The organism is uncultured Methylobacterium sp. (genome assembly GCF_964242245.1).
Taxonomy (GTDB): Bacteria; Pseudomonadota; Alphaproteobacteria; order Rhizobiales; family Beijerinckiaceae; genus Methylobacterium.
Genome location: NZ_CAXTBY010000022.1, coordinates 22,975 through 49,007, shown reverse-complemented (window position 1 = coordinate 49,007; position 26,033 = coordinate 22,975). Strand labels below are relative to the sequence as shown.

28 protein-coding genes and 1 pseudogene are annotated in these 26,033 nt (G+C 72.0%); 14 read left to right on the top strand and 15 right to left on the bottom strand.

Annotated features, from left to right (window positions below; genetic code table 11):
• From ACFE8Y_RS07760 to aroQ, 5 genes and pseudogenes are all read left to right on the top strand, one after another.
• Positions 1 to 473 (top strand): DNA-directed RNA polymerase subunit alpha C-terminal domain-containing protein (locus tag ACFE8Y_RS07760; protein WP_375463815.1); only part of this gene is annotated, 473 nt, incomplete at its 5' end.
• A 191-nt stretch (positions 474 to 664) separates the two neighbouring features.
• On the top strand, positions 665 to 1,081 hold the full coding sequence (gene rplQ, locus ACFE8Y_RS07755; protein WP_375463814.1) for a 50S ribosomal protein L17: 417 nt from the start codon (positions 665 to 667) through the stop codon (positions 1,079 to 1,081).
• Between the two features lie 601 nt (positions 1,082 to 1,682).
• A complete protein-coding gene (locus tag ACFE8Y_RS07750; protein ID WP_375463813.1) occupies positions 1,683 to 1,934 on the top strand; it encodes a hypothetical protein in 252 nt (83 codons plus the stop codon).
• Between the two features lie 187 nt (positions 1,935 to 2,121).
• Entirely contained in the window at positions 2,122 to 2,559 is a 438-nt protein-coding gene (locus tag ACFE8Y_RS07745; RefSeq protein ID WP_375463820.1) for a hypothetical protein, read from the top strand.
• Between the two features lie 111 nt (positions 2,560 to 2,670).
• A pseudogene (aroQ, locus tag ACFE8Y_RS07740) lies at positions 2,671 to 3,117 on the top strand (type II 3-dehydroquinate dehydratase); the annotation flags it as partial.
• 62 nt (positions 3,118 to 3,179) lie between these two features.
• Here aroQ and ACFE8Y_RS07735 read toward each other — a convergent pair.
• Entirely contained in the window at positions 3,180 to 3,947 is a 768-nt protein-coding gene (locus ACFE8Y_RS07735; protein ID WP_375463812.1) for an NAD kinase, read from the bottom strand.
• 169 nt (positions 3,948 to 4,116) lie between these two features.
• Between ACFE8Y_RS07735 and cutA the strand changes: the two genes are divergently transcribed.
• Complete coding sequence (gene cutA / locus ACFE8Y_RS07730) at positions 4,117 to 4,449, top strand: divalent-cation tolerance protein CutA (protein ID WP_375463811.1); 333 nt, start codon at positions 4,117 to 4,119, stop codon at positions 4,447 to 4,449.
• Here the strand turns inward: cutA and ACFE8Y_RS07725 are convergent.
• From ACFE8Y_RS07725 to croR, 10 genes are all read right to left on the bottom strand, one after another.
• On the bottom strand, positions 4,428 to 5,573 hold the full coding sequence (locus ACFE8Y_RS07725; protein ID WP_375463810.1) for a glycosyltransferase family 2 protein: 1,146 nt from the start codon (positions 5,571 to 5,573) through the stop codon (positions 4,428 to 4,430). The two genes, cutA and ACFE8Y_RS07725, sit on opposite strands and share 22 nt — an antisense overlap.
• Complete coding sequence (locus ACFE8Y_RS07720) at positions 5,573 to 6,343, bottom strand: lysophospholipid acyltransferase family protein (protein ID WP_375463819.1); 771 nt, start codon at positions 6,341 to 6,343, stop codon at positions 5,573 to 5,575. The genes ACFE8Y_RS07725 and ACFE8Y_RS07720 overlap by 1 nt, the downstream gene beginning before the upstream one ends.
• Positions 6,344 to 6,582: 239 nt before the next feature.
• A complete protein-coding gene (locus ACFE8Y_RS07715; RefSeq protein WP_375463809.1) occupies positions 6,583 to 8,109 on the bottom strand; it encodes a phytoene desaturase family protein in 1,527 nt (508 codons plus the stop codon).
• Positions 8,106 to 9,053 (bottom strand): type 1 glutamine amidotransferase, encoded by a 948-nt coding sequence (locus tag ACFE8Y_RS07710; protein WP_375463808.1) that lies wholly within the window; start codon positions 9,051 to 9,053, stop codon positions 8,106 to 8,108. Before ACFE8Y_RS07710 ends, ACFE8Y_RS07715 begins: the two co-directional genes overlap by 4 nt.
• A 106-nt stretch (positions 9,054 to 9,159) precedes the next feature.
• Positions 9,160 to 10,359 carry an ABC transporter permease gene (locus tag ACFE8Y_RS07705; RefSeq protein ID WP_375463807.1) on the bottom strand — a complete coding sequence of 400 codons (1,200 nt, stop codon included), beginning with the start codon at positions 10,357 to 10,359 and terminating at the stop codon, positions 9,160 to 9,162.
• Positions 10,356 to 11,339, bottom strand: a complete 984-nt coding sequence (locus tag ACFE8Y_RS07700; protein WP_375463818.1) for an ABC transporter ATP-binding protein — start codon at positions 11,337 to 11,339, stop codon at positions 10,356 to 10,358. The genes ACFE8Y_RS07705 and ACFE8Y_RS07700 overlap by 4 nt, the downstream gene beginning before the upstream one ends.
• Positions 11,336 to 11,752, bottom strand: a complete 417-nt coding sequence (locus ACFE8Y_RS07695; protein ID WP_375463817.1) for a DUF2141 domain-containing protein — start codon at positions 11,750 to 11,752, stop codon at positions 11,336 to 11,338. The genes ACFE8Y_RS07700 and ACFE8Y_RS07695 overlap by 4 nt, the downstream gene beginning before the upstream one ends.
• 134 nt (positions 11,753 to 11,886) lie before the next feature.
• Entirely contained in the window at positions 11,887 to 13,464 is a 1,578-nt protein-coding gene (gene crtI, locus ACFE8Y_RS07690; protein ID WP_375463806.1) for a phytoene desaturase family protein, read from the bottom strand.
• 80 nt (positions 13,465 to 13,544) lie between these two features.
• Positions 13,545 to 14,390 carry a TrmH family RNA methyltransferase gene (locus ACFE8Y_RS07685; RefSeq protein ID WP_375463805.1) on the bottom strand — a complete coding sequence of 282 codons (846 nt, stop codon included), beginning with the start codon at positions 14,388 to 14,390 and terminating at the stop codon, positions 13,545 to 13,547.
• Positions 14,387 to 14,863, bottom strand: coding sequence for a 3-hydroxybutyryl-CoA dehydratase (gene croR, locus ACFE8Y_RS07680; RefSeq protein WP_375463804.1), 477 nt, complete (start codon positions 14,861 to 14,863; stop codon positions 14,387 to 14,389). Before croR ends, ACFE8Y_RS07685 begins: the two co-directional genes overlap by 4 nt.
• A gap of 173 nt (positions 14,864 to 15,036) precedes the next feature.
• On the opposite strand from croR, the gene ACFE8Y_RS07675 reads away from it, so the two are divergent.
• From ACFE8Y_RS07675 to ACFE8Y_RS07665, 3 genes are all read left to right on the top strand, one after another.
• Positions 15,037 to 15,642 (top strand): cation transporter, encoded by a 606-nt coding sequence (locus ACFE8Y_RS07675; RefSeq protein WP_375463803.1) that lies wholly within the window; start codon positions 15,037 to 15,039, stop codon positions 15,640 to 15,642.
• A gap of 4 nt (positions 15,643 to 15,646) precedes the next feature.
• Positions 15,647 to 16,498 (top strand): metallophosphoesterase, encoded by an 852-nt coding sequence (locus ACFE8Y_RS07670; RefSeq protein ID WP_375463802.1) that lies wholly within the window; start codon positions 15,647 to 15,649, stop codon positions 16,496 to 16,498.
• A gap of 212 nt (positions 16,499 to 16,710) precedes the next feature.
• Positions 16,711 to 16,932, top strand: coding sequence for a hypothetical protein (locus ACFE8Y_RS07665; RefSeq protein ID WP_375463801.1), 222 nt, complete (start codon positions 16,711 to 16,713; stop codon positions 16,930 to 16,932).
• A gap of 240 nt (positions 16,933 to 17,172) precedes the next feature.
• Here ACFE8Y_RS07665 and ACFE8Y_RS07660 read toward each other — a convergent pair whose 3' ends face one another.
• Positions 17,173 to 17,352, bottom strand: coding sequence for a hypothetical protein (locus tag ACFE8Y_RS07660; RefSeq protein WP_375463800.1), 180 nt, complete (start codon positions 17,350 to 17,352; stop codon positions 17,173 to 17,175).
• Positions 17,353 to 17,487: 135 nt separating this feature from the next.
• Complete coding sequence (locus ACFE8Y_RS07655; RefSeq protein WP_375463799.1) at positions 17,488 to 17,865, bottom strand: 4a-hydroxytetrahydrobiopterin dehydratase; 378 nt, start codon at positions 17,863 to 17,865, stop codon at positions 17,488 to 17,490.
• A gap of 190 nt (positions 17,866 to 18,055) precedes the next feature.
• On the opposite strand from ACFE8Y_RS07655, the gene ACFE8Y_RS07650 reads away from it, so the two are divergent.
• From ACFE8Y_RS07650 to ACFE8Y_RS07640, 3 genes are all read left to right on the top strand, one after another.
• On the top strand, positions 18,056 to 19,042 hold the full coding sequence (locus ACFE8Y_RS07650) for an ABC transporter substrate-binding protein (protein WP_375463798.1): 987 nt from the start codon (positions 18,056 to 18,058) through the stop codon (positions 19,040 to 19,042).
• A 122-nt stretch (positions 19,043 to 19,164) separates the two neighbouring features.
• Positions 19,165 to 19,905, top strand: a complete 741-nt coding sequence (locus ACFE8Y_RS07645; RefSeq protein WP_375463797.1) for an ABC transporter permease — start codon at positions 19,165 to 19,167, stop codon at positions 19,903 to 19,905.
• Positions 19,886 to 20,635 carry an ABC transporter ATP-binding protein gene (locus ACFE8Y_RS07640; protein ID WP_375463796.1) on the top strand — a complete coding sequence of 250 codons (750 nt, stop codon included), beginning with the start codon at positions 19,886 to 19,888 and terminating at the stop codon, positions 20,633 to 20,635. The genes ACFE8Y_RS07645 and ACFE8Y_RS07640 overlap by 20 nt, the downstream gene beginning before the upstream one ends.
• A 34-nt stretch (positions 20,636 to 20,669) precedes the next feature.
• Here ACFE8Y_RS07640 and ACFE8Y_RS07635 read toward each other — a convergent pair whose 3' ends face one another.
• Together ACFE8Y_RS07635 and ACFE8Y_RS07630 are read right to left on the bottom strand one after the other, a co-directional pair.
• Positions 20,670 to 22,547, bottom strand: coding sequence for a hypothetical protein (locus ACFE8Y_RS07635; RefSeq protein WP_375463795.1), 1,878 nt, complete (start codon positions 22,545 to 22,547; stop codon positions 20,670 to 20,672).
• Between the two features lie 257 nt (positions 22,548 to 22,804).
• On the bottom strand, positions 22,805 to 23,131 hold the full coding sequence (locus ACFE8Y_RS07630) for a HesB/IscA family protein (protein WP_375463794.1): 327 nt from the start codon (positions 23,129 to 23,131) through the stop codon (positions 22,805 to 22,807).
• A 147-nt stretch (positions 23,132 to 23,278) separates the two neighbouring features.
• Between ACFE8Y_RS07630 and ACFE8Y_RS07625 the strand changes: the two genes are divergently transcribed.
• Together ACFE8Y_RS07625 and ACFE8Y_RS07620 are read left to right on the top strand one after the other, a co-directional pair.
• Positions 23,279 to 24,541 (top strand): deoxyguanosinetriphosphate triphosphohydrolase, encoded by a 1,263-nt coding sequence (locus ACFE8Y_RS07625; protein ID WP_375463793.1) that lies wholly within the window; start codon positions 23,279 to 23,281, stop codon positions 24,539 to 24,541.
• Positions 24,542 to 24,831: 290 nt separating this feature from the next.
• The gene (locus ACFE8Y_RS07620) at positions 24,832 to 26,007 is read left to right on the top strand and encodes an MFS transporter (protein WP_375463792.1); all 1,176 of its coding nucleotides are present in this window, start codon (positions 24,832 to 24,834) and stop codon (positions 26,005 to 26,007) included.
• The last annotated feature ends 26 nt before the right edge of the window (positions 26,008 to 26,033 follow it).

Here is a 26,033-nt window from a genome sequence, read left to right as displayed (position 1 = left end):
TCAGCTACCGCATCGAGACCACCCGCGAGGGCCAGGACCTCGACAAGGACAAGCTGACCATGACGGTCGAGACCAACGGCGCGGTCTCGCCGGAGGACGCGCTGGCCTACGCCGCGCGCATCATCCAGGATCAGCTCCAGGTGTTCGTGAACTTCGAGGACCCCCGCAAGGAGGAGGCCGCCCCGCTCGCGCCGCAGCTTCCCTTCAACCCGGCGCTGCTCAAGAAGGTCGACGAGCTGGAGCTGTCGGTCCGCTCGGCGAATTGCCTGAAGAACGACAACATCGTCTATATCGGCGACCTCATTCAGAAGTCGGAGGGCGAGATGCTGCGCACCCCGAACTTCGGCCGCAAGTCCTTGAACGAGATCAAGGAGGTTCTCGCCGGGATGGGCCTGCATCTCGGCATGGACATCCCCGGCTGGCCGCCGGAGAACATCGAGGACCTCGCCAAGAGGTTCGAGGAGCATTACTGAGGCGAAGCCGCCTCGGGCATGAGTTGGCGGTGCATCACGGCGCCGCTTGGTTGGCCGATCCGACCCGGCTCTGCTCCGCCGGGTCGAACCTCGCGAAAATCCCGCCGCGGGGTCATGCGGAATGACAGCTCCGATCGTGGAGCGCCTGGTCGTACCGTGGCACGGCGACCTTAGAAAAAGGACGAGCCAACATGCGTCACGGATTTCGCGGTCGCCGCTTCAACCGCACCACCGAGCATCGCAAGGCGATGTTCGCCAACATGTCCGCCGCGCTGATCAAGCACGAGCAGATCATCACCACGCTGCCGAAGGCCAAGGACCTGCGTCCCGTCGTCGAGAAGCTGATCTCGCTCGGCCGCATCGACAGCGTCCACACCCGGCGCCTCGCGATGTCGCAGATCCGCGACGACGACATGGTCAGGAAGCTCTTCACGGTGCTGGGTCCGCGCTATCGGGCGCGTCCGGGCGGCTACTGCCGGATCATGAAGGCGGGCTTTCGCAAGGGCGACAACGCCCCGCTCGCCGTGATCGAGTTCGTTGATCGCGACGTGAGCGCCCGCGGCAAGGATTCAGGTCCAAGTCAGGCGCCCGAGGCCGAAGCCGCCTGATCACGGGACGCGATCGGTCAGTTCGCGAAAAAGGTGGTCGTTCAGGCCGCCTTTTTTCTTGGGCACCGTGCGTCCACGACCGAGGCGTTCAGAAACCGACGCGTGTGCGGGCTCGCCATGTGACCGGTTGCCAGCCGAGTTTCGAGAGGCTGATCCTGCGTATGGGCGACCTACCGCGCGCCCGACGCAAGCGCGCAGGATATGATGGATCACACCCGGGCCTTGCTCGCGGTCGGCGAGGTCGAGGCGGCGAGACAGGGTTCACGACCATAGTCCCCGCGCAAGCGGAACCATAAACTTGGCCGTTCGTTCAGCGATCATGGCATACGTCAAGTCCACGATCGCAACCACCGCCGTAGCCTGCTTGGGTCTCCTGACGGCAGCGCACGTTCTGCACCCGGGCAACTTCGAGCAGGACGCTCGGCCTTCGAGGCCGGCCGTCGCGGGCGAGGCGGCTCCGACAGGCATCATGGCTTGGATGGACCCTCCGGCGCGGACGGCTGCCGCCGCGCCGAGCATCGTCGCACTGCATGCGCAAGCACCGGATCTGTCGGCGCTGCTCTCGCCGCGGATGGCGTCCGCTCTTCCGCCGGAGGCGGTCATGGCGCAGCCGCTGCCGAGCGAGATGGCGGGCCCGATCGGGGGGCCGCGGAAGGCGGACCCGGCGCCGCGACGCAAGCTCGCGCAGCGCCGCGCCCCGGTGCGCCAAGCCGCGATCGGCAACGGGATACCGGCCGAGCACGTCGCAGTCGACCGGAACGCTGCCGCGGCAAACCCGGCCGTCGCCGGCAAGATCGATCCGATCGGCGACCTGATGCGGGGGCTCGGGCTCGGTCGTGACAGCGAGGGCTGACGGGATCACGGCAAAGTCGTCCCTGCGTGCAGGGGAGCGTGGGCGCCACCGCCCGAGATGACGGATCGCAGGGCACCCACCGGCCGGCGCGCCGACGACGGCCGAGATGCTCACCGACGCAGAATGCCGCCCCCAGCGTCGAGCACGGTCCTCGACAGGCGGACGGCATTGGCGGCAGAGTGCCGCCATGCATCGCATCGTCCTCGCCTGCCTCTTCCTGATTCCCACCGCGACCCGCGCTGACGAGTGCGACGGGCTGGCGGCGCAAATTGCTGCGGCCACCGGCGGCAAGGTCGGGCGTCGGTCGGGCCCGAGCATCGACATCCGGGTTCCGGGCAGCAGCCGATTCGACCTGACCTGCCGCGCCCAGCCGATCATTCAGGCGAGTTCCGGCGATGCGACCCCGTCGGCCGCCTTCTTCCGCGACCTGTCGATCGCCTCCGAGCTGGTGGTCGGCGAAGCGGACGGCACCGTGCAGGCGGTCCTCGCCACCGCACACCGCACCGCGCTGACCGAACGGCGGAAATCCTTCATCCAGCAGAACGGCTGGTCGGCGAGCTGCTACACCGACACTGCCGGCTCGATCCGCACCCTCTGCTCGGTCGGCCGCATCCCGCACGATTGAGCGCGCTCACGCTCGTGCTTCACCGTCGTCCGGCGGGCGAGCGGCCCATCGATGCGCCGGAGCCGGACGCGCGCTTTTTCCCGGGGGCGGGCACGCGTATGGATCGGCTCCATGAACGACACCATCCTGATTCTCAACGGACCGAACCTCAACCTCCTCGGCCTGCGCCAGCCGGAGATCTACGGGCGCGAGACGCTGGCCGACGTGGAGGCGCAGTGCCGGCAGGCAGCCGCCGAGTTCGGCCTCGCGATCGACCTTCGGCAGAGCAACGCCGAGCATCAGCTCATCGATTGGATTCACGAGTACCGGGTCGGCTCTGCCGGCCTCGTCATCAACGCGGGCGCCTACACCCATACCTCGGTCGCGATCCTGGATGCGCTGAACACCTGCGCAGTGCCGGTGATCGAGTGCCACGTCACGAACGTCCACAGGCGCGAGGATTTCCGGCGCCACTCCTACGTCTCGCTCGCCGCGACCGCCGTGCTGGCGGGCTTCGGCACCCACGGCTACGTGCTGGCGGTTCGCCACATCGCGCACCTGCGCCGGACGACGCCGTCATCAGGCGCGCCCGCGGCGGATCTGCGCGGCTCGGACGCGCCGCGCGCGCGGGAGGGGACGCCTTAACCGAACTGCTCGCGCAGGATGCGCTCATCCAGGCTGTGGCCGGGGTCGTGCAGCAGCACGAGGTCGGTCGCCCGGTCGAGCCACGTCTCGACGGTGCAGACGCGGCGGAACTCGGTGTGGTCGGCCACCGCCGCCACGGGGCGATGCTCGGCGTCGAGCACCTCGATCCGGATGTGGGCGTGGTCGGGCAGCAGGGCGCCGCGCCAGCGGCGGGGACGGAAGGCCGAGATCGGGGTCAGCGCCAGCAGCTTGGCGTTGATCGGCAGGATCGGTCCCCCGACGGAGAGGTTGTAGGCGGTCGAGCCGGCGGCGGTGGCCGCGAGCACGCCGTCGGCGATCAGCTCGGGCAGGCGGACCTGTCCGTCCACCGAGATCCGGAGCTTGGCGGTCTGGTGGGTCTGGCGCAGCAGGTAGACCTCGTTGATCGAGCGCGCCCGGTGGGAGCGCCCCTCGGTGTCGCGAGCCTCCATCAGCAGCGGATGGACGACGCCGCGGTGAGCCGCCTCCAGGCGCTCCAGCAAATCGTCCTCGCGAAACTCGTTCATCAGGAAGCCGACGGTGCCGCGGTTCATGCCGTAGATGGGCTTGGCCGCGTCCATGAAGCGGTGGAGCACCTGCAGCATCAGGCCGTCGCCGCCGAGCGCCACCACCACGTCGGCCTCCTCCGGCGCCACGTGGTCGTAGCGCCGCATCAGGGCGGCGGCGGCCTCGCGGGCATCGGGCGTCGGGCTCGCGACGAAGGCGACCTTGTGGAAGCGCGGCATGCGTTCGCCAGAACACCTGAGTTGACGCGGGGCCCGAGCGCGAGGCTGAATCGGGCTTGCGGGCCCGGGATTCTCTCACGGAACGCCCATCCATCGCCGGCCTCTAATCCGGCAGACGGTGTGCGGTGAGCGTTCCGTGAGACGCGCCCAGTCGTGGGAGAGCCATAGCATGGAGCGTCCGCTCCTCGTCTATACCACCTTCCCCGACGCCGAGACGGCCTTGTCCGTCGGCGAGGACCTCGTCCGCTCCGGGCTCGTCGCCTGCGTCAACGTGCTGCCGGGCATGCGCTCGGTCTACGCCTGGAAGGGTGCGATCGAGCGCGGGAACGAGGCCGTGGCGATCCTCAAGACCCGCACGGGGCTGAAGGACGCGGTCGGCGCCGCCCTGAAGGCGCGCCATCCCTACGCGACGCCGATCATCCTGCACCTGCCCGTGCTCGACGCCGATCCCGACACGGCGGCCTGGATCGTCTCGGAGACTCAAGGGCCGCCGGCGGGATAGCTGCGGCCCTTCCAGACCGCGGTGCCGTCGCGCCTGCGGCGCAGCAGCACGTTCCACTGGATCGCGAGCGCCACCAGCACGGCCGCCGGATGCAGGGGGATCGTGGCCGCCGGCTCGTGGACGACGAGAGTGATCGCCGTGCGGGTGGCGAGCGACACGACGAGGGCCGCCGCCGCGACCGTCAGCGCCGCCGGGGTAAGGCCGCCGAGGAGGCCGACCAGCACCAGCAGCGCGGGCAGGACGTGCCCGAGGAGCAGCAGCGCGGTCCACACGGGCAGCGCGCGCGGTGTCGCCATGCCCTCGTGGGCGTTCTTCGAGAAGCCGGCCCAGCACTGCGCGAAATCCGCGTACATCCGGCACTCGGCAAGTGCGTGGCCCGCCACCAAGTCGGTGCGGTGGCCGGCCGCGCGGAACATGCGGGGCAGGCGCACGCCGTCGTGGAGCGAGGCGCGAATGGCGCCGTGGCCCCCGGTCCGGGCATAGGCTTGGCTGCCGACCAGCAGGAGTTGCCCGCAGGCGGCACCCAGCGCCGGGTGGAGCGTGGCGCGCATCGCCGCCACCGGCAGGTAGCCGACGAGCAGGAGGTTGATCATGGGCACGGTGAGCTTCTCGCCCATCGTCCCCATGATCTGACGCGGCACGCCGCTGACGAGCGCCGCGCCGCTACGCTTGGCATGAGCCGCCAGCGCGGCGGCGGCAGGGGATTTCAGGCGCACATCGGCGTCGACGAACAGCAGGTGTGCCCCCCGCGCCTGCCCGGCGAGATGCGCGCAGGCGTGGTTCTTGCCGCTCCAGCCCTCAGGTAGGCTCGGAACGGAGACGAGGCGCAGCCGCGGGTCGCCCGCCGCCATCGCGGCGACGATCGCGGCGGTGGCGTCGGTGGACTGGTCGTCGCCGACCAGCACCTCGACCGCGGTCCCGGCGCTCGCCAGCGCCGCCCGCACGGTGCCGGCGATGATGCCCGCCTCGTTGCGGGCAGGAATCAGGATCGAGACCAGCCCGTCGGAGACCGCATCCGGCTCAGGGGTCCGCAGGAGCACGAGGTTCATCGCCGCGAACAGGGCCGGCGACAGGGCTGCGGCCAGCGACAGGCTCGCCAGGATCAGGAGCGCGAGGTCGGCCATCAGGGTGCGGGCTCGTCCGAGGTCGCGTCCGCGCCGGCGGCGGCGCGGTGCCCGGGCGTGAACCGGCGCCCGCGCAGGGCCGCACCGAGCCGCAGCCAGCCATCGTAGACGCCGCCGACGCCCTTGGCACCGGTGACGAGGCCCTGGAAGCGCCCAGGCTCGCGGGCGATCACGTCGGCGCCGAGGCGATCGAGGATTGCGGTGAGATCCGCTTCGAGGCGCGCGAGGCGCTCAGGCCGCGGCAGCGCGAGGAGGTCGCGTCCGCGGATCGGGGCCCCGAACGCGGCGAACGCCTCGGCGCCGCGCTCCTCCCAGAAAGCGTATTCCAGCGCCAGCGGCACGAACAGGGCGTCGGGCGCGATCTCGGGCAGGCGGGCGACGCCGGCCCGCAGGGCCAGGGGCCGGACGCGCACGTCGGCGAAGCGCCCTTGCGCGGTGATCCACATCAGGCTGTCGGGCCGGGCCAGGATCGTTCGGGAGGCGGCGAGGAACTGGGCGGCCCCGCGGGGGGTGTCGAGGTCGACGGCGAACGCGCCCATGCGGCGGAACACGCCGTAGCGCTCCAGCATCCGCGCGTCGAAGGGCGCGTGGCTCGCGCGCGCGGGGTACAAGCGGCCGGCGAGCAGGATGATCACCGCCGCGTCCCACCACGCCGGGTGGTTGCAGTAGACCACCACCGGCCCGTCGCGAAGCGCGGGCGGCAGGCCCCAGCGGGCAAGCCGCAGGGCGTTGAGGTGGCGCCGGAGGAAGCGGTCGAAATAGCCGACCATGAATCGCCAGACCAGCGGCGAGGGAGGCGACACGGCCACGGTCCGGCGGCTCCGGCAAGGCGATGGATCGGGCACGCTCTCAATCCTAGAGCGCTCTCGCGACGAAGGGGTATGGGTTCGTCGTCGGAAGGGCGCAGCACGACAAGGGCCCGAGACCCTGATCCGATCCGTCCGGATCAAGTCCAAGGCCGCGGCGTTCGGCAGCCATTGCTCCCGGGAGAAGTGCCCGGCCCAGCGGGTCAGGCGGAGGCGCGAAGCTGCCCGCGGGCATCCGCGTCGTGCGCGTCGGCGGCGATCCAGCCCGACATCATCACCATCGGCATGCCCGGCCCCGGATGGGCGGCGCCGCCCGCGAGGTAGAGGTTGCGCACCTGCCGCGAGCGGTTGCCGGGCTTGAACGCGCCCATAACCTTGCCGTGGGAGGCGAGCCCGTAGATCGCCCCGTTCAGGACGTGGTAGCGCTCGTGGATGTCCTGCGGGGTGAGGTGCCGCTCGACGACGATGCGATCCTCCAGGTCCGGCATCCCGGCGGTGCGCTTGAGCTTGTCCAGGATCACCTGCCGGTAGGCCGGGAACATCGTCTTCCAGTCGTGGTGCGGGCGCAGATACGGGGTGTGGACGAGAACGTAGAGCGCCTCGCCGCCCTCGGGCGCGACCGATGGGTCGGTGGAGGAGGGGGCAGCGAGGTAGGCGGTCGGGTCCGGCGCCGGCTCGCCGCGCCGGTAGATCCAGTCGAACTCCTCCTCCGGGTCCTTCGAGAAGACGAAGTCGTGGTGGTTGAGGTGCTCGTAGCGCTGCTTGAGGCCGAGGTAGAGCACGACGCCGGAGCAGGCCGGCTCGGGGTTCTTCCGCTCGTAGGCCTTGCCGGGGGCGCCGCCGACGAGTTCCCTGTAGGTGCGCACCGAGTCCATGTTGGAGATGACGGCATCGAACGGGGTCGTGCCCGACTTGGTCCGGACGCCCCTGGCCGCACCGTTGGCGATGTCGAGCCCCAGCACCTCCTCGCCGGGCTTCAGCGTCGCGCCGAGCTCGGTCGCGAGCTTGGCCAGCGCCTCCGCAACCGCCCGGGTGCCGCCCATCGGATACCAGACTCCTTCCGCCGTCTGCATGTGGGCGATGGCGCAGAGCACGGCCGGCGCGCCGTAGGGGGAGGAGCCGACGTACTGGACGAAGTGATCGAGCATCTGCGCCAGCCGCGCATCCTTGACCTTGCCGCGGATCGTGCTCGCCACCGAGGCGTGCATCCGCAAGGACAGCACGTCGCGCAGCGTGCCCGGATTCATGTTAGCGCGGATGTTGATCGTGTCGAAAAGGTCCTCGACCGGCTTCCAGAAGAAGAACTTCTCCGAGATCGTGTGCAGGTTCTCGGACACCTCCAGGAACTTCCTGTAGCCGTTCCCGGCACCGGCGCCGGGCGCGAAGGCGTCCATGTCGGCGGCCATGCGGGTGGCGTCCTGCATCAGGTCGATGCGGGTGCCGTCGTCGAAGAAGCAGCGCCACTGCGGATCGAGGCGGCGCAGGTCGAGGTAGTCGTGCAGGTTGCGCCCGGCTTCCGCGAAGATGCGCTCCAGCACGCGGGGCACGGTGAGGATCGTCGGCCCCATGTCGAACCGGAAGCCGCCCTCGTGCAGCACCGCGGCTTTGCCGCCGAGCCAGTCGTTCTTGTCGTAGAGTGTGACCCGGTGCCCGCGGGCTGCGGAGACGCAGGCGGCGGCCAAGCCCCCCAACCCGCTGCCGACGACGGCGACCGAGGAATCCTGACTCATGGGGAACGGTACTCCGAGCCGTGGCGTCCGGCTAAGGCAAAGCTAGGACCGTTGCCGGCCCGGTCAACGCGCCACCCGGTCGCGGCGGCGCGCGGGGACGCCGTCCCTTTGGACAGGTTCTCGAGGAAGTTCGCGATCTCCAGTCGGCGGCAGCGCGCCTCCAGCACGTCGGGACCGAGGCCGAGGCGCCACGCGGCAGCCCGGCGCTCGGCCTCCGGCGCGGCGTGGAGCGCGGCGATCTCGGCGCAGTGCGCCTCGACGGCGGCGGCATCCGGAGCAAGGCCCGCAGCGATCACGTCGTCCGCGCTTGCGCCCAGCGTCGCGGCCAACTCGTCGAGGTCGGTCTCGGGATGGTACTGGGTTCCCTGGAACAGGCCGCCGCGATAGCGGATCGCGATCGCCTGCACGTCGAGGACGGCGTTCTCCGCCAGAACCACGGACCCCGGCGGGGCTGCGAGCACCGCGTCGAGGTGGATCGCGGGGGCGTCCCAGGCCGGGGCGCGGCCGGCGAGCAGCGGGTGGGCGCGCCCCTCCGGCGTCGCGACGATGCGGCGGGCGAAGCCGTATTCGGGGCCGCGGGGGTTGCGCCCCGCCTCGCCGCCGGCCACCACGGCCGCCACCTGCATGCCCCAGCACGAACCGAAGCTCGGCAGGCCCGCCTCGAAGGTCGCGCGCATCAGGTCGAGCTGCCGCCGCACCGCCGGGGTGCCGTCCCCGACGCGCAGGCTCGACCCGGTCAGGATCAGCCCGTCGAAGTCACCGAGCCCGGCGCCCTCCGGCAGGGCCGCGTCCGCGTCGGCCGGGTTGACGGTGACGCAGACTGCGTGCGGCATCAGGTCGGCGACCACGCCGGCATAGGCGTCCGCCGTCGTGCGCCCGGCGATCGCGACGCGATGCGCCCGGCCCGCGCGGTCGTTGCCGTCGGCGATGAGCAGGCGCAGCATTCGGTCCTTCGCGCTGAGTGGGCACCGTGGCTTAGCCCGATGCCGCCGCCGCCGTCGCGCGGACGGCGCGACGCGGGACCTTAGGCCGCGCTTCGGAGCGGAATCCTCAAACCATCCGCCGCGACACGAGGCCCAGCGCCAGCCCGAGCCCCGCGAGCCCGACCGCGAACAGCACCCCCCAGGCCGGCAGCGCGGCGGAGACGCCCTCGCCGAGGGCATTCTGGTACGCCTCGATCGCCCAGGCGTTCGGGGTGAGCCAGCCGGCCTGCTGAAGCCACGGCGGCATCAGGAAGCGCGGCACCATGCTGCCGCCGACGGCCGAGAGCAGCAGCACGCCGAAGGTCGAGGCGAGGTGGGCCTGCTGACGGGTCGCGGAGGCCGCGCAGGCCGCGAGTGCGAGGCCCGCGGCCATCCCCGAGACCAGGACCGAGGTGAGGATCCAGGCCAGCCAGCGCGGACCGATCTCGACGCCGTAGAGCAGGCTCGCCGCGGCGAAGATCAGCCCGGCCTGGACCACGCCCTGCGCCGTCAGGAACCCGAACTTGCCGAGAACGATCACGGGCAGGCCCCCGGGCCCGGCCATCAGGCGGTCGGCGAGGCCGGACGAGCGCTCCTCGACCAGCGACATCGCGCCCTGCATCGCGGCAAACAGCAGGAACACCGCGGTGATCGCGCCCGCGTAGTAGCTCACCCGTTCGTTGGCCGCGCCGACGGCCGTGCTGCGGCGCTCGACCAGCGAGGCGAAGCTGAACGGCTCCTTCCTGGCCCTCTGCTCGGCGAACGCCTGGTCGAGGAAGGCGCGCTCGTCCGCGCCGATCTTGCCGCTGCGCTCCACGTCGGCAACGACGCGGGACAGCACCACGTCGGGCAGGGCCTCGTTCAGCACCCGCTGGAACTGGCCGAGCGCGATCGGGGTGGCCAGCGCCTTGGCCGGGTTCTCGACGAGCACCACCGGCTGCTCGGCGGCGGCGCCCCCGGTCGGGGCGGCGAGGTCGCCGCGCAGCACCAGCGCCACGTCGACCTGGCCGCCCCGGACCGCGGCCACGATCCCGGGCAGGGTGTCCTCGCGCAGGCGCGTGACCCGCAACGAGGGATCGGCTTCGAGCGCGCGCATGAGCCGCGCGGTCGTGGCCGTGCCCGCGAGGTCGGCGAGGCCGAGGTGGATGCGGATGCGGTCGCCGATGGCGCCCGAGAAGATCGCGGCGAAGATGGAGAAGATGACGGTGGGCAGGACGAAGGCCATCACCAGGGCGGCGCGGTCGCGCACCAAGCTCAGCACCATCACGCGGAAGGCGGCGCCGATCATCGGACCGCTCCGGTGAGGCGCAAGGGGCCGTCGGCCGGGCGCGGGGCGAGGGCGTCGAGGTAGAGCGCTTCGAGGCCCGGCGCACGCACGCGAACCTCGTTCGCCGAGACCCCCTGCGCCCGGAGCGAGCCGAGGAGGGCGGCCCCGTCGAGGCCCTGGCCGGCCCGCGTCGCGGCGCGCCACGTCAGGGGCGTGTCGGACGGGGAGAACCCCGCCCGGCGCAGGGCCGCCTCGCCGGCGGGCGTCGCCGGCAGGCTCAGCGCCACCTCGTGCTCGGGGGCACCCGCCCGGAGATGGGCCAGGAGATCGGCGAGCGCACCCTCGCGCGCGATCCGTCCCTGCGCCATGAAGGCGACCCGGTCGGCGAGCCGCTCGGCCTCGGCGAAGTCGTGGGTCGCGATGAGGATGGCGGTGCCGGCCTCGCGCAGCCGGCCGAGCACCGCGTGGATCGCGGCCCGCGCCGTGAGATCGACGCCCTGCGTCGGCTCGTCGAGGAGGACGAGACCGGGCCGGCCCATCAGGCTCGCGGCGATGTTGACCCGGCGCTGGTAGCCGCCCGAGAGCAGGCCGACGGGACGCCGCGCCACCGCGGCGATGTCGGTGAGCGCCATCGCCTCCGCGACGGCGCCCGCGCGCTGCCGCCGGGCGAGGCCGGACAACTGCGCGAACACGCCGAGGTTCTCGGCGACCGTGAGGCGCGGATAGAGCGCGATCTCCTGCGGGACCCAGCCGATGGCGCAGCGCGCGGCGCGCACCCGGAACGGATCGGCGCCACCGACGCGCACGGTGCCGGATTGCGGCGCGAGGCGGCCGGCGACGAGCCGCGTCAGGGAGGTCTTGCCCGCGCCGTTGGGACCGAGCAGGGCGAGGGTCTCGCCGGCCCGCAGGGCGAGATCGACCCGGTCGAGAACCCGCCGGTCCCGGTAGGCCAGCGTCGCGGCCTCGACGCGGACCAGGGGCTCCGCCACGGCGCGCCTCAGCGGCGGGGCAGGGCGCGGGCGAGGCGCAGGCGGAGCACGGTCCCGGGCTCGCGCAGGGTGAAGGCCGCTTGGGCGAAGTCGGGGCGTGCCCGGCGCCCGGCCTCGCCCGAGAAGGCGTAGGGCTCCAGAGGCAGGCCGAGGTCGGTGCGGTCGAGGCGGCCGTTGCCATTGAGATCCTGGAAGGCGGCAACCGCGTAGGCGCCCGCCGCCACGTCCTTGAAGACGACATGCACGCCGGCGCGGGCGGGCGCATCCTGGCCGTTGCGGCAGGACGCCTCCGAGAGGCCGCCCTGGCACAGGGCGACGTAGACCGAACCGGCCGGCTCGATGCCGTCGATCTCGACGTCGACGGTCGCGGCCCGGGCCGACGGCGCGACGGCGAGCAGGGGCGCGAGCCAAACCAGCCGCCGCAGGGCGAGGCGACGCGACGTCGAGGGGTGGTCCGAGGGCGCGCCGCAGTGTCGGGACTCCGGGGACCGCGCTTCTCGCCCCCGGCACCTTGGGATGAGGCGCGGGAGCCGGAGGAACGGGAAGCGCGGGAGATCGCTCAAGACGCCTCGCCGCCGGTCGCCAGCGCCGCCGTCTCCGGAACGCCGGAGCTTGCCGCCACGCGGGCGCCGGCCAGTTCCTCGATCAGCAGGCGGGCAGAGATGCGGGCGCCCTCGTAGATCACCGGGAGCCCCGAGCCCGGGTGCGTCCCGCCGCCGACGAGGTAGAGCCCCGGCCCGAAGCGGTTGTGGGGGCGGAAGTAGAGCATCTGCATCAGGTCGTGGGCGAGGTTGAAGGTGGCGCCCTCGTAGACGGAGAAGCCGTCCTGCCACTCCACCGGATCGACGATGCGCTCGAAGCGGATGCGGCTCTCGATGTCGGGCAGGCCGAGGAGCTTCAGCCGCTCCAGCACCAGGGCGCGGTAGCCCGCTCGCGTCGCCGGCCAGTCGATGCCGGCCTTCAGGTTCGGCACCGGGACCAGCACGTACAGCGCAGTGTGGCCGGGCGGCGCCATGCCGCCGTCGGTATAGCCGGCGTGCTGCACGTAGAGGGAGGGCTGCATCGGCAGCGTCCCCTCCGTGATCTCGCGGATGTTGCGCTCGTATTCCTCGGCCAGGAGGATGGTGTGGTGCCCGAGCGCGTCGGGCACTGTCCCCTCGATACCGAGGTACATCATGAAGGTCGAGCACGAGAGCCGGGCTCGTCTGATCTTCGCGTCGCGCCAACGCGGGCGGCGCTCCTCCGGCACGAGGTCCTGGATGACCTTGGCAAAATCGCCGTTGATCACCACCGCATCGGCGGGAAAGGCCTCGCCGTCCGCGATCACGCCGCTGGCGCGCTTGCCGTCGAAGGTGACGCGGTCGACCGAGGTTCCGAGGCGGATGTCGACGCCCATCCGGCGGCACAGGCCCGCCATCGCCTCGGAGACCGCGCCGCAGCCGCCGACCGGGTGGTAGACCCCGTGCTCGTACTCGAGGAACGACAGGATCGTGAACAGGCTCGGGCAGCGGAACGGCGACATGCCGAGGTACTTCGTCTGGAACGCGAAGGCGAGGCGCACCCGCGGGTCGGCGAAGTAGCGCCGCAGGTCGCCGTCGACGCTGCGGCCGGGATGCAGGTGGGGCAGCGCCCGGAGCATGCCGGGGCTCGCCATGCTCCGGAGCGTGTGGAAGGCCTGCTCCAGCACCGGCTTGAAGAACTTCAGCTTCACCCGGTTGTCGGCGAAAAATTTCTTGACGTTCTTCGCGTCGTCGGGCGCGATGCGGGCGACCTCGGCCTCCAGGCGATCCATGTCGCCGGTGGCGCGGATCTCGCCGCCCGCCTCGAACACGAGGTGGTACTGCGGATCGAGGCGCTCGAGCTTGACGTGATCCTCCAGCCGCTCGCCGCAGCTCGTGAAGATGTCGGCCAGGATCTGCGGGTAGAGGAAGAAGGTCGGGCCGATGTCGAACTTATAGCCGCCGGGCGCCTCCACCGTCTTGGTGCGGCCGCCGACCTGCCCATCCTTCTCGAACAGCGTGACGTGGAGCCCGGCGCGCGCCAGGAGCAGCGCCGTCGCGAGACCGCCCGGTCCGGCACCGACGACGACGACCCGGCGCCCGGACAACATCCGCAAGCCCTCCCGTGACTGAAGCAACGCGACCGACTCCTCAGAAACGTGCGGCGAACACCGGCCCCCACCCGGCCCGCTTTCTGCCAAGCTAGCTTGGCACCGGTTCACGGCAATTGCAGCCCTTTGTCGCGCGTAAGCCTACGCGATGCACGGGCAAGATGATGCAGCGCAATGGCGCCGGCGGTAGCGACGTTGAGGGAATCGAAGCCCGCGGCCATCGGGATGCGGAGGCCGCGCATTCGTGCGATCAGCGCCGCCGGCAGGCCGGGACCCTCGGTGCCGAGGAGCAGGAGAACGCGAGGAAGGGGCGCGAGGTCGCCGACCTCCTCCGAGGCGTGCGGGCTGAGCGCCACCGGCACGAGGTCGAGACGCCCCGCCGTGTCGAGCCAATCCTCTCCGGCCGCGAGACGGGCGAACGGCATCGTCAGCGCCGCGCCGGCCGAGACGCGGATCGCCTTGCGGTAGAGCGGATCGCAGGTGCCGGCGTCGAGCAGCACCGCGTCGGCGCCGAAGGCGGCCGCGTTCCGGAACAGGCCGCCGACGTTGTCGTGGTTGGTCAATCCGGCAAGGCCGACCACCAGCGCGGGGGCGGGCGGGGCGGGCACGAGCGCGTCCGCGCACGCCCCGTCCCCGCGGATGCCGACGGCCAGGACGCCGCGGTGGATCGGGAAGCCGGCCACCGCGCTCATCACCGCCTTCTCCGCCACGTAGACGGGCGGCGAGGCGGGATAGGCGGCGAGCGCCCCGGACAGCGCCGGGAGGCGCTCCGGCAGGAGCAGGATCGATTCGGCCCGGAACCGGGCGCGGGTCGAGAGCAGCAGGCGCAGGGTGACCTCGCCCTCGACGATGAAGCGGCCGGCGCGCCCGATCAGGTCGCGCTCGCGCATCGCGGCGTAGGCAGCAAGCCGCGGATCGGCAGGGTCCGTGATCGCGACCGGTTCGACGGTCACGTCGCCGGGCGACCACCCATGCGGATGGCCAGCGGGTCGGCCTCGGCCTTGGTCGGCACCTTCACCAGGGCCTCGCCGTCGAGCACGGTCTCGCCCGCGACCGCGCAGGTGCATTTGAGCCGGGCGCGGCGGCGCTCCGGCACGAGCTCGGCCACCTCCACCGTCACGTCAACGGTGTCCCCGATCCGGACGGGCGCGCGGAAATTGAGGGTCTGGCTGATGTAGACGGCGCCGGGACCGGGAAGCCGCGTGCCGAGCACCGCGGAGATCAGCCCCGCGGTGTAGAGGCCGTGGGCGATGCGGGTGCCGAAGGGGGTGCGCGCGGCAAAGTGCTCGGACAGGTGGATCGGGTTGCGGTCACCGGTGATCTCGGCGAAGCCCACCACGTCGGAGGCGGCGATCGTCTTCGACAGCGTCTCGGACAGCCCGACTTCGAGGTCCTCGAAGTAGAGAACGCGCAGTTCGGGCAGCATGGGGGTCTCCGCGATCCGGCCGGACGGAGTCCTGCTCGGTGGCTCCATCGCGTTGCACAGTCGGGCCGTCAAATCCAGCGGGCCGCGGGCGGGCCGCGCTCGACAGGCGGGACGCCATGGGCGAAGAGGCGCACGTCCGCAGTCGAACCTGCGCAATCGAACCTGGCCCCCGCGTGCCGGACAGCCCCGCCTCCCCATCCCTGCGCTCCGTCGTCGCCCGCGTGGCGGCGCTGAATCTCGGCTACTTCGGCATCGAGATCGCGGTGGCGCTCGCCATCGGCTCGGTGGCGCTGATCGCCGACAGCCTCGATTTCCTGGAGGACGCGGCGATCAACCTGCTGATCTTCGCCGGCCTCGGCTGGAGCCCGAGGAACAGGGCCCGGCTCGGCACCGCGATGGCCGGCATCCTGATGGTCCCGGCGCTCGCCACGGCCTACGCGGCCTACGAGAAATTCTCCGACCTCAGCCCGCCCGCGCCGATCCCGCTGACGCTCACCGGCCTCGGGGCGCTCGCGGTGAACCTCGCCTGCGCGACGATGCTGGCCCGCCACCGCGGCGGCGGCGGCAGCCTGACGCGGGCGGCCTACCTCTCGGCCCGCAACGACGCCTACGCCAACCTCGCGATCATCGCCGCCGGCCTCGTCACCGCGCTCCGCCCCTCGCCCTGGCCGGACCTGATCGCGGCCGCCGGAATCGCGATCCTGAACGCGGATTCGGCCGGCGACATCTTCCGGGCCGCCGCCGCCGAGCGCCGGGCCGCACGCGGGGCGAACCCGTAGCCCCATGCGGATCTTCCCGATCTCCGACCTGCACCTGGAGCGCCGCCCGCTCGAACGGATTCCCTTGCCCGCGCGGGACTTCGACGTGATGGTCTGCGCCGGCGACCTGTTCGAAGGCCATCCCGAGCGTGGGCTCGCCGCGCTGCTGCACCTGTCCAAGGGCGGGCCGGTCGTCTTGGTGCCCGGCAACCACGAGCACTACGCCCCGGCCGGCGATGATCGCACCGCGCCCGAACTCCTCGCGGCGTTGGCCACGGAGGCGGCGGTCCTCAACGCGGCGGGGTCGGCCCCCCGCATCCACCTGCTGCGGGAAGGGCGTGCCTGCATCCTCGACGGGGTACGCTTCGTCGGGACCACCCTGTGGAGCGACTGGTCGCTGGCCGGCCGCTGGCTCGCGCCGGACGCACCGGAACGTCCCGCCGACCCGGTTGCCTACGCCGCCGCCCGCATGACCGACCCGGTCACCGGCTCGCGCGAGTATCTCGGCGCGATCCGCAGGGCGGACGGCACGCCGTGGCAGCCCGTCGATGCCATGGCCGCGCACGCGGCCGAGCGCGCGGCGCTGCTCGCGACGCTCGCCGTGCCGTTTCCCGGCCCGACGGTCGCGGTGACGCATCATCCGCCGAGTCCGCGCGCGGCGGACGCCTATCGTGGTGCGCCGGGCGTGCCGTGGTGGGTACCGGCCTTCTACGCGACCACCGTGCTCGACGACCTCGCCGATCCGCAGCGGCCGGACGTCTGGGTCTCGGGCCACTTCCACGCCGGCCACGACATGGCGGTCGGACGCTGCCGCTGGGTCGCGAATCCGGTGGAGGGCACGACGTTCTCGGTCGACCGCGTGATCACGATCGCGTGAGGCGTCGAAAACGCGTAGCGATCTGCGGCGGTGATCCCGTCGTAGACGCTGCGCAGGGGCGGCGTTGCCCTCTCCGCCGAGCCGCGCGACCGTCCGCTGTGACGCGCAGCCACGCCTGCACAGCGTACTCGTCACGGAAGCGGGGGTCGCTTCGCACGACGGCCGAGTACGCTACACCGGGTGCCGCAGCGCCGCCATCGGGAGATTGCTCCGTGAATGCCTTCCTCGCCGTCGTCCTCGTCTGCGCCAACGGAATTCCGCAGGAATCCTGCACCGACGACAAGGCGCTGGAAGTCCGCGTGGTGCGTGTCGCCAACGAACTCGGCTGCACCAACGGCTGGCAGGAGATCATCGCCCGCACGGACCGGCGCGACGAGATCGGCAAGACCTCCTACCTCAAGACGGAGTGCCGGCGGGTGAAGACCGCGCAGTAAGCGGTCCCTCGGAACACGGCGGGACCAGCGCCCTCAAGCGATGCCAGATCTTGTCGCTGCCCGTCGGGAAACGCGCGGCGATCAAGCCCGGATCGTCCGGAAAGACGGTCGAAGCGCGATCAATGACGGAGCGGCGCCGTCGCTTTGAGGGTTCGTCGCGAGCGAGGGCCTGACAACGGCAAGACGCTGACAAGCGACCGGGACGATCGTGCCACCGCAAGAGTGGAGGACGAACCCGGCTCAGTGCTCGGTTCCCGGGCGGTTGGGACGCGGGGCTTCACCGTGGTTCTCGGTGAAGCTGGAGCGTGCGGTGTCGCCCTTCGATTTGGCGACGCGCCCGCGCAGGACTGTCGCCGCAAGGATGACGATCACCAGCGTCGTCACGGCAAGGCCAATGATCAGGTACTCGTTGCTCGGCATAGGATCGTCCTCGGAACCATGGTTCGTTAAGAACCGAGGACGCGGCACTAAAGTTCATTCCGGATCAGTTGCGCGTGGGTGCGCCGGAGGCTCGGCCAGCCGCCGGACTGAGCGCCCTAAGAAGGCGGGATACGGCTACTTCTCGTACTTGATGTAGGCGAAGCGCGGGTCCGTCGGCGTGCCTTCGAGGCCTGCGCCCTCCAGGCCCGGCTGCCAGGAGACGACCTCCTCGATCTTTCGCGCCAGCGCGAAATCCTTGTCCGTCACGCCCCTGGCGGCGTGGTTCATCAGCCGCACCTCGACCCAGGCGTAGGAGGCCGTCAGGTCCGGATGGTGCCACGCGGCCTCGGCAAGGTGACCGACGGTGTTGATCACCATCAGGGTGCTCTTCCAGCCCGCGGTCTTGTAGGTGCGGCGAATCCAGCCGTCCTCGTAGCGCCAAGCCGGCAGCTCCGCCTTCAACCGCGCGACGATCGTCTCGTCGTCCAGGACGCCCTCGCGCGGCTCCGCCATCGTCATTCCTCGAGAAAAGTTTGCTCAGGCGGGTGTAAGGTGCCCCGGACGCCCGGGCTGCGCAAGGCTCCCGCCCCGTGGACGGGCGCGCATCGACGCCCTAAGACCATGTCCGCAATGGCGGTCGAGACGCCGGGCCCGCGGCGTCTCGGCCAGACCGCTCGGGACAAGATTTCAAGGAGAAGGCGCCATGCTGTCACGGCGCGGATTGCTCGCCGCCGCGCTCGCGGGCCTGCCCGTCCTGTCCCGTTCCGCGCGGGCGGACGCGCCGGTTCTGCGGGTCGGAAGCCTGCCCTTCGGCACGGTTGCCTGGGAGGCGGCGGTGATCAAGGCGCGCGGCCTCGATGCGGAAAACGGCTTCTCCCTCGACGTCGTGAAGCTTGCCGGCACGGACGCGGCGCGGATTGCCTTCGTCGGCGGTCAGGTCGACACGATGCTGGCCGACCTGTTCTGGTCCGCGCGCCTGGGCAACGAGGGCCGCCCGGTCCGCTTCCTCCCGTTCTCGACCAGCGAGGGCGCGGTGATGGTGCGCGGCGACGGGCCGATCCGCACCCTGAAGGACCTCGCCGGCCGGAAGCTCGGCGTGGCGGGCGGACCGCTCGACAAGAACTGGCTGCTGCTCAAGACCCAGGCGCGGGACGGCGGCGGGATCGACCTGGAGCGCGAGGCCGAGATCGCCTACGGCGCGGCGCCGCTCATCACGCTGAAGCTGGAGCAGGGCGCCCTCGACGCGGCCTTGACCTACTGGACCTACTGCGCGCGCCTGGAGCCGAAGGGCTACCGCCGGCTGATCAGCGCCGACGACGTCATGCGGGCCTTCGGCGCGATCGGATCGGTGGCACTGAGCGGGTATCTATTCGAGGCCGCCGCCGTCGCCGCGCGGCCCCAGGTGATCGCCGGCTTCGCGCGGGCGGCGCGGATGGCCAACGACCGGCTCGCGGGCGATCCCGCCGCTTGGGAACTCGTGCGCCCGCTGATGAGTGCCGACGACGAGCCGACCTTCCAGGCGCTCCGGCGCGAATACCTCGCCGGCATCCCGCGCCGGACGATCGCGGCCGAGCGCGGCGACGGCGAGCGGCTCTACGCGGTGATGTCCCGCCTGGGCGGCGAGCGCCTCGTCGGGGCCGGCACGGGCCTGCCACCGGATCTGTACTACGACGGCGCCGGGAATGGTTGAGCGACCCGGACCGGGCAGCCGCTCGACCGGTTTCGCGTGAGGTGGACCCGGCCCAGGTGAAGACGACGCGACCCCTCAGGAGCGCGAGCCGGCTGCGCCTCAATGGGACCGGCTCCCGCCGCATGCGCGTCGTCCTCACGCGTCTCGCCTCGATGCTGGTTCTGCTCTTTGCGTGGCAGTTGGCCGCGCAGGCCGCGAACTCGCGGCTGCTGCCGGCGCCGTCCCGGGTGGCCGCGTTCATCGTGCAGGAATGGGCCCGCGGCGACCTGTGGAGCAACGTCGGCATCACGCTCGCGCGCGTCGGCGTCTCGTTCGTGCTGGCCATGGTGCTCGGCGTGCTGCTCGGCGTCGCCCTCGGGCGTTCGAAGACCGCGAACCTCGTCCTCGACACGCCGCTGCTGGCGCTCCTCAACACGCCGGCGCTGGTCATCACGGTGCTGGCCTACGTGTGGGTCGGCCTGAACGAAGCCGCCGCCATCCTCGCGGTGGTGCTGAACAAGCTGCCCAACGTCGCCGTGATCCTGCGCGAGGGCGCCCGCGAGCTCGATCCCGGTCTGGAGGAGATGGCGCGGACCTACCGGTTCGATCGGCGCACCTGGATCGCCCACGTGCTGGTGCCGCAGCTCCAGCCCTACGCCGTGGCCGCCGCCCGCTCCGGCCTGTCGCTCGCCTGGAAGATCGTGCTGGTGATCGAGCTGCTCGGGCGCCCGAACGGCGTCGGCTTCGCGATCAACTTCTACTTCGTGCAGAGCACGGACGTCGCCGCGATCCTCGGCTACAGCATCGTGTTCATGAGCGTGATGATCGCCATCGACATCCTCCTCCTCCAGCGGCTCGAAGCGCATGTCCGGCGCTGGCGCTGAGCCCGTCCTCTCGGTCGCGATCACCCGCAAGGTCTACCACCCGGCCTCGGTCGAGCCGGTGGAGGCGGTGCGCGACCTCGCCTTCGTGATCCGGCCCGGCGAGATCGCCTGCCTGATCGGACCGTCCGGAGCCGGCAAGACCACGACGCTGCGCATCCTGCTCGGACTCGACCCGGATTACGAGGGCACGATCGTGCCGGACCCGCGCGCCTCGGGGGGCGGGCCGGGCATGGTGTTCCAGGAGCCGCGCCTGCTGCCCTGGCGCACGGTGGAGCAGAACGTTCGGCTGGCCATGCCGCGGGCCCGGCGAGGTCGCGATCTCGACGCGCTGTTCTCCCATCTCGGCCTGACGCCGTGGCGCGGGCGCTATCCGGGCGCCCTGTCGCTGGGCATGCAGCGCCGCGTCGCGCTCGCCCGCGCGCTGGCCGACGACCCGCGCCTCCTCGTCCTCGACGAGCCGTTCGTATCCCTCGACGACGCGGCGGCGGCCTCCCTGCGCGGCCTCGTGGTCGACATCGTCGACCGCCTCGGCATGAGCGTGCTGATGGTCACCCACAACGTCGCCGAGGCGATCGCGATCGCCGACCGTCTGCTGCTCCTGTCGCCCCGTCCGGCGAGCCTCGTGGCGACCGTGCCGCTCGATCGCCCCCGCGCCGACCGCGACCGCGGCTGGATGGCGGCGACGCGGCGGGACCTCGCTCAGCGCTATCCGGGCGTCATCGCCGAGTGATGCTCCGGGCGGCACTGAGAAGCCCGGAGACCGCTCAGTCCGCCTTGGCGTCCACGTCGAGCTTGTCGAGGACGGCGGCCGGCGAGCGGGCGGTGCCGACATCGATGAAGCCGAGGCCCGCAGGGCTCTTCGCCTTCGCGGTCAGGACGAGTCGTCCGGGCTTTGCCACGAACTGACCCATCGCGGCGCCGATCGCCCGGGCGGCGGCGGAGTTGCCGAGGATCGCCGGCACCCCGAACCGACTGGCGGTGACGTATTCCTGGCGCAGTTCCTCGGGCTTGAGGCTCAGGCTCTTCGATTGCGCCGCGAGGAAGCGCTCGAACAGGCCGGTGTTCTGGATCGTCAGGTCCAGCGCCTTGGCCGTGGCCGAGACCATCAGCATGCGGCTCGCGGCGACGTTCGCGCCGAACAGTTCCGGGCCCATGCCGCCGAGGGTGCCCGCGAGGCGGACGGAGCCTAGGTCGCGGCCCGACAGGGTGATCTCGCGCAGGGCGACTTCGCGCTTGGCCTCGTCCCAGGCGGAATCGACGACGAGGTTGAGGTCGAGATCCGCGTAACCGTAGCCGGGCAGGGCGCCGAGCACCGGCATCCCCGCGACGATCGCGGCCGGGAAGGTGAGGCCGGACAGGTCCAGGCGGCTCGCGGTCGGCACCCCGTCCCGCGGCGGCCCGAGGGTGAGCGCGGCGTTGCGCAGCGCCACGTGGACCGGGGCGGGTTCCGGCGCGGCGAGGGGACCACCGGGCCTGCCCGGACCGGTGCCGGCCTTGCCGCCGTTCTCCGCCTCGGCGGGCGCATCCTCGCCCGGCAGGTCGAGGCTGAGATCCTGCAAAGTCAGGCCGCCGACCGCCGGGGCGAGGCGGCGCAGGTCCTCGTCCGTGGCCGCAGCGTCGGGGTTCGCGAGCCGCCGCAGGGTGGCGATGGTCGGAGCCAGCGAGACACCCGAGAGCGCCACGCGCCCGAGCCGCGCCTTCAAGCCGCCCTGCGCGAAGGTGACGTCCTCCAGCGTCGTGCCGGCTTCGGCGCCGACGCCCGCGTAGGCCAGCCGCCCGATCCCGACGAGCAGCGGCCCGTCCGGATCGGTCTGGCTGAGGCCGAGGCCGCGCAGTTCCAGGCCGCCGACGGAGACCGCGTCGGCGAGGTCGGCGGCGGTGCCGGCGAGCTTGGCCCGGTCGCCGGCGGGCATCTCCGGGTCGAGGGCGTCGAGGCCGGCGGTCAGCGCACCGACCGCGCCGCTCCAGCCGCCGGGCACCGGGCGGCCGCCGAGGTCGCGCCCGTCGAGGCGGGCGAGCCGCATCGTGATCCCGGAATCGTCCGTGTAGACGACGTCGGCGACCTGGATGGAGGCGTAGATCCGCTGCACCGGACCCTTGCCGTCGCCCGCCTCGCCGTAGAGCCGCACGAGCCCGGCGAGGTCGAGGTCGACGGCCGCGACCCGCCCATAGGTGCCCGCGCCCTTCTGGGGACCGCCGACGACGCTGATCGCCGCGCTCGCCGCCGTCAGTTCGGCGATGCGGCCCGCCCGCACGTCGCGGGCATTGACCTCGCGGTAAGTCACGGTCTGGACCGAGGCGCCGGGGCCGGCATGCTCGGAGCTGAGGACCGGGATCGTGATGCTGGCGGCCTCCAGGCGTGCGAGGCGGGGCCCCCAAGGCTCGGGCGAGTCCGCCTTCAGGATCGCCGTCAGGTCGCCCTTCGACAGGCGCGTGCCGCTGACCGTGACGTTGGGCGCCCGCAGCACGGTGTCGCCGAGCGGCAGCACCACGTCGGTCAGCGTCACGTCCTGGACGGCGGAGGCCGCCTCCTGCGCCAGGACGGGCCGAACGGCACCGGCAGCGCAGGACAGGAGCGCGACGGCGCAGGCCGAGAGGCGGACAGCCCGTGCGAGGCCGGCGCGGACGGTTCGGTGGCTCATCATCGTGTCCGGGCCGCTGATGGATTTCCGAGGAGTGCGCAACGCTTTCGTCACGCATTTTCGCGGGCGAGGCAATCGGTCATGCCGCGGCGTGCGCTCGCGGGAGCGCATCCAGCCTCAGGATAAGGGAGATCGTCCTCCCATGAAGGGATCGAAGGCGGCGATCCCGCCGTCTCTTCTCTCACGCGAATCTCACGCGAAGAGGAGGCAGCGCGGCGATCACGCAGGGGAGACCGTGAACGCGGGACCTGAGACGATCAGAGCGAGAACGACGTTCCGCAGCCGCAGGAGGCGGTGGCCTGCGGGTTCTCGATCTTGAAGGACTGGCCGATCAGGTCGTTGACGAAGTCGATGGTCGAGCCGGCCATGTACTCGAGGGAGACCGGATCGACCACGACGGTGGCCCCGTCGCGCTCGATCGTCACGTCCTGCGCCTCCTGAGCGCGGGTGATGTCGAAGGCGTAGGAGAAGCCCGAGCAGCCGCCGCCGTTGACGCTGACGCGAAGCGCCGCCCCGGGGGGCTCGGCGCCCATGATCTCGTTGATGCGCTTGGCGGCGCGGGGGGTCAGGGTGATGTCGGCCATCGGTGAGCCATCGGCGATGCTGTGGGGAACGCGAGACCCGGCGATTGCCGCGCGCGCTCAAGGCTCCAAGATATGAGGGATGCGCCCGCGCCGCAACGCGCCGGCGTCTTTCGGGACGACGGGGAGGGTTGATGCCGGCCGGGACGGATGGACGGAGGCGGCGTGCGGGCCAACGGTGAGCGCTGGCGCGCGCCCTACGCGACCGATCCGGCGGCGACCCGGGGGCGGCTGATCGCGGAGCCGGCCTCGCCGACCCGGAGCGACTTCCAGCGCGACCGCGACCGGGTGGTGCATTCCACCGCGTTCCGGCGCCTGAAGCACAAGACCCAGGTCTTCGTGCACCACGAGGGCGACCATTACCGCACCCGCCTGACGCACACCCTGGAGGTGAGCCAAGTCGCCCGCGCGCTCGCCCGGGCGCTCGGCCTCGACGAGGACCTCGCCGAGGCGCTGGCGCTCTCGCACGACCTCGGCCACACCTGCTTCGGCCATACCGGCGAGGACGCGCTCGACGCGTGCATGGCGGAGCACGGCGGCTTCGACCACAACGCGCAGACGCTGCGCATCGTGACGCGGCTGGAGCGGCGCTACGCCGGGTTCGACGGGCTCAACCTTGCCTGGGAGACCCTGGAGGGCTTGGTCAAGCACAACGGTCCCCTGCTGACCGAGGCCGGCCGCCCGACGGCCGCTTACGCGCCCCGCGGCATCCCGGCCGCGATCCTCGAATACGATGCCCGTCATCCCCTGGAACTGTCGCGCCACGCCGGGCCGGAAGCGCAGGCGGCAGCGCTCGCCGACGACATCGCCTACGACAGCCACGACCTCGACGACGGCCTGCGCGCCGGGCTGTTCGATCTTGCCGATCTCGTCGAGGTGCCCTTCCTCGCCGCCCTGCTCAACGAGATCGAGGCCCTGCATCCGGGCCTCGAGGCATCACGGAAAATCCACGAGTTGGCCCGGCGGGTGATCACGCGCTTCGTCGAGGACGTGATCGCGGAGGGCACGCGGCGCCTCGCGCGGCTCGGGCCGCGCAGCGTCGCCGACATCCGCGCGGCGGACGCGCCGGTGATCGCGTTCTCGCCGGCGATCGCGCGGGCGGATGCCGACATCAAGCGCTTCCTCTACGCGCGGATGTACCGGAACCCGGGCGTGATGGCGGTGCGGGCCAAGGCGAACAGCATCGTCGCCGACCTGTTCGCGGCGTTCCGCGCTGATCCGTCCCGGATGCCGGCCGAGTGGAGCGCGGGGCTGGAGGGCGCCCCGGGGAGCCGGATCGCGCGGCGCATCGCCGACTACATCGCCGGGATGACCGACACCTACGCCGTGCTCGCCCACCGGAAGCTCCACGCGCTCACGCCCGACCTGCACTGGAGCCCGCCGAGCCGCGGCCTGCCGCTCACCGAACCGTAGCAGCGGGCCGAGGACCACGCGGGACGCACGCAGCGCCCGCCGGTGACGACGGGGCCAACGTGCCGTGGTTGTCGCTCAGGTCTCGCGTCGCGCGCCGACGCGGGGCCGGGACGCCGGGATGCTACCATCGTGACGGGCTTGCACCTCGGTTCCGCAGGCTCTGCCGGTGGGACAGGGCAGCATCCCACTGCGAGGCGGTATCCAGTCCGCACCGATCCGGCATCATGGGCTTGCACCGCACGATACCGATCCATGGGTTTCGGCCCGACCGCGCCACCGGAGTCGTCCCCTTGGCCTCGCTGCCGATCCTCGCGCTTGCCGTCGCGTCCTTCGGGATCGGCACCACGGAATTCGTGATCATGGGCCTGCTGCCCGAGGTGGCGCGGAGCTTTTCCGTGACGATCCCGCAGGCGGGCTATCTCGTCTCCGGCTACGCCATGGGCGTGGTGGTCGGCGCGCCCTTGGTCGCGGTCGCCACCGCGGGATTGGCGCGCAAGACCGCGCTCCTGGCGCTGATGGCGGTGTTCCTGGCCGGCAACGTCGCCTGCGCGGTGGCGCCCACCTACGCGACGCTGATGCTGGCGCGGATCGCCACCGCCTTCGCCCACGGGGCGTTCTTCGGCATCGGCGCGATCGTCGCCCGCGATCTGGTGCCGCGGGAGAAGCGGACGCAGGCGGTCTCGCTGATGTTCACCGGGCTGACGCTGGCCAACGTCCTCGGCGTGCCGCTGGGGACGGCCCTGGGGCAGGCCGCCGGCTGGCGCGCGACGTTCTGGGCGGTCGTCGCGATCGGCGTGGCGGCCGGCCTCGCGATCCAGCGCTTCGTCCCCGCCGGTCTTCCGGGCTCGCGCGGCGGCCTCGCGCGGGAATTCCGGACACTCGGTCGCTGGCCGGTGCTGCGGCCGATGCTGGTCTCGACGCTGTCCTCGGTGAGCCTGTTCACGGTGTTCACCTACATCACGCCCCTGCTGATGGAGGTGACCGGGCTGACCGCCCGCGGCGTCACGGGCGCCCTGTTCCTCGCCGGGCTCGGGCTCACCGCCGGCAACCTGATCGGCGGGCGGCTCGCCGACGGAAACCTCACCGCCACGGTGATCGGCAGCTTCCTCGGCCTGATCGCGGTGCTGACGCTGCTGGCGGCGGTCGCCCGCTTCGAGGCGGCGACGCTCGCGGTCCTGGTGGTGTGGAGCGGGCTCGCCTTCGCCCTCGTCTCGCCGCTGCAGATCTGGGTGGTGGAGGCGGCCAGCGACGCGCCGAACCTCGCCTCGACCCTGAACCAGGGCGCGTTCAACCTCGGCAACGCCGCCGGCGCGTGGCTCGGCGGCGCGGCCCTGACCGCGGGATCGGGCTACGGTCAGTTGCCGCTGATCGCCGCCGCCGTCGCGGTGCTCGGCTTGGGCCTCGCCCTGTCCGCCCTCAAGGGCCCCGCCCGGTCCCTGCTGCCGGCGCCCGCCCGTCAGCCCTGAGCGGAGACGGATCGCGCTCGGGGCGC

Coding starts and splice junctions, on each gene's coding strand:
- rplQ (WP_375463814.1), top strand. CDS start 665: ATGCGTCACGGATTTCGCGGTCGCCGCTTCAACCGCACCACCGAGCAT.
- ACFE8Y_RS07750 (WP_375463813.1), top strand. CDS start 1,683: ATGGCGCAGCCGCTGCCGAGCGAGATGGCGGGCCCGATCGGGGGGCCG.
- ACFE8Y_RS07745 (WP_375463820.1), top strand. CDS start 2,122: ATGCATCGCATCGTCCTCGCCTGCCTCTTCCTGATTCCCACCGCGACC.
- ACFE8Y_RS07735 (WP_375463812.1), bottom strand. CDS start 3,947: ATGCCGCGCTTCCACAAGGTCGCCTTCGTCGCGAGCCCGACGCCCGAT.
- cutA (WP_375463811.1), top strand. CDS start 4,117: ATGGAGCGTCCGCTCCTCGTCTATACCACCTTCCCCGACGCCGAGACG.
- ACFE8Y_RS07725 (WP_375463810.1), bottom strand. CDS start 5,573: ATGGCCGACCTCGCGCTCCTGATCCTGGCGAGCCTGTCGCTGGCCGCA.
- ACFE8Y_RS07720 (WP_375463819.1), bottom strand. CDS start 6,343: ATGGTCGGCTATTTCGACCGCTTCCTCCGGCGCCACCTCAACGCCCTG.
- ACFE8Y_RS07715 (WP_375463809.1), bottom strand. CDS start 8,109: ATGAGTCAGGATTCCTCGGTCGCCGTCGTCGGCAGCGGGTTGGGGGGC.
- ACFE8Y_RS07710 (WP_375463808.1), bottom strand. CDS start 9,053: ATGCTGCGCCTGCTCATCGCCGACGGCAACGACCGCGCGGGCCGGGCG.
- ACFE8Y_RS07705 (WP_375463807.1), bottom strand. CDS start 10,359: ATGATCGGCGCCGCCTTCCGCGTGATGGTGCTGAGCTTGGTGCGCGAC.
- croR (WP_375463804.1), bottom strand. CDS start 14,863: ATGCTGCCCGAACTGCGCGTTCTCTACTTCGAGGACCTCGAAGTCGGG.
- ACFE8Y_RS07670 (WP_375463802.1), top strand. CDS start 15,647: ATGCGGATCTTCCCGATCTCCGACCTGCACCTGGAGCGCCGCCCGCTC.
- ACFE8Y_RS07660 (WP_375463800.1), bottom strand. CDS start 17,352: ATGCCGAGCAACGAGTACCTGATCATTGGCCTTGCCGTGACGACGCTG.
- ACFE8Y_RS07655 (WP_375463799.1), bottom strand. CDS start 17,865: ATGGCGGAGCCGCGCGAGGGCGTCCTGGACGACGAGACGATCGTCGCG.
- ACFE8Y_RS07650 (WP_375463798.1), top strand. CDS start 18,056: ATGCTGTCACGGCGCGGATTGCTCGCCGCCGCGCTCGCGGGCCTGCCC.
- ACFE8Y_RS07645 (WP_375463797.1), top strand. CDS start 19,165: ATGCGCGTCGTCCTCACGCGTCTCGCCTCGATGCTGGTTCTGCTCTTT.
- ACFE8Y_RS07640 (WP_375463796.1), top strand. CDS start 19,886: ATGTCCGGCGCTGGCGCTGAGCCCGTCCTCTCGGTCGCGATCACCCGC.
- ACFE8Y_RS07635 (WP_375463795.1), bottom strand. CDS start 22,547: ATGAGCCACCGAACCGTCCGCGCCGGCCTCGCACGGGCTGTCCGCCTC.
- ACFE8Y_RS07630 (WP_375463794.1), bottom strand. CDS start 23,131: ATGGCCGACATCACCCTGACCCCCCGCGCCGCCAAGCGCATCAACGAG.
- ACFE8Y_RS07625 (WP_375463793.1), top strand. CDS start 23,279: ATGGACGGAGGCGGCGTGCGGGCCAACGGTGAGCGCTGGCGCGCGCCC.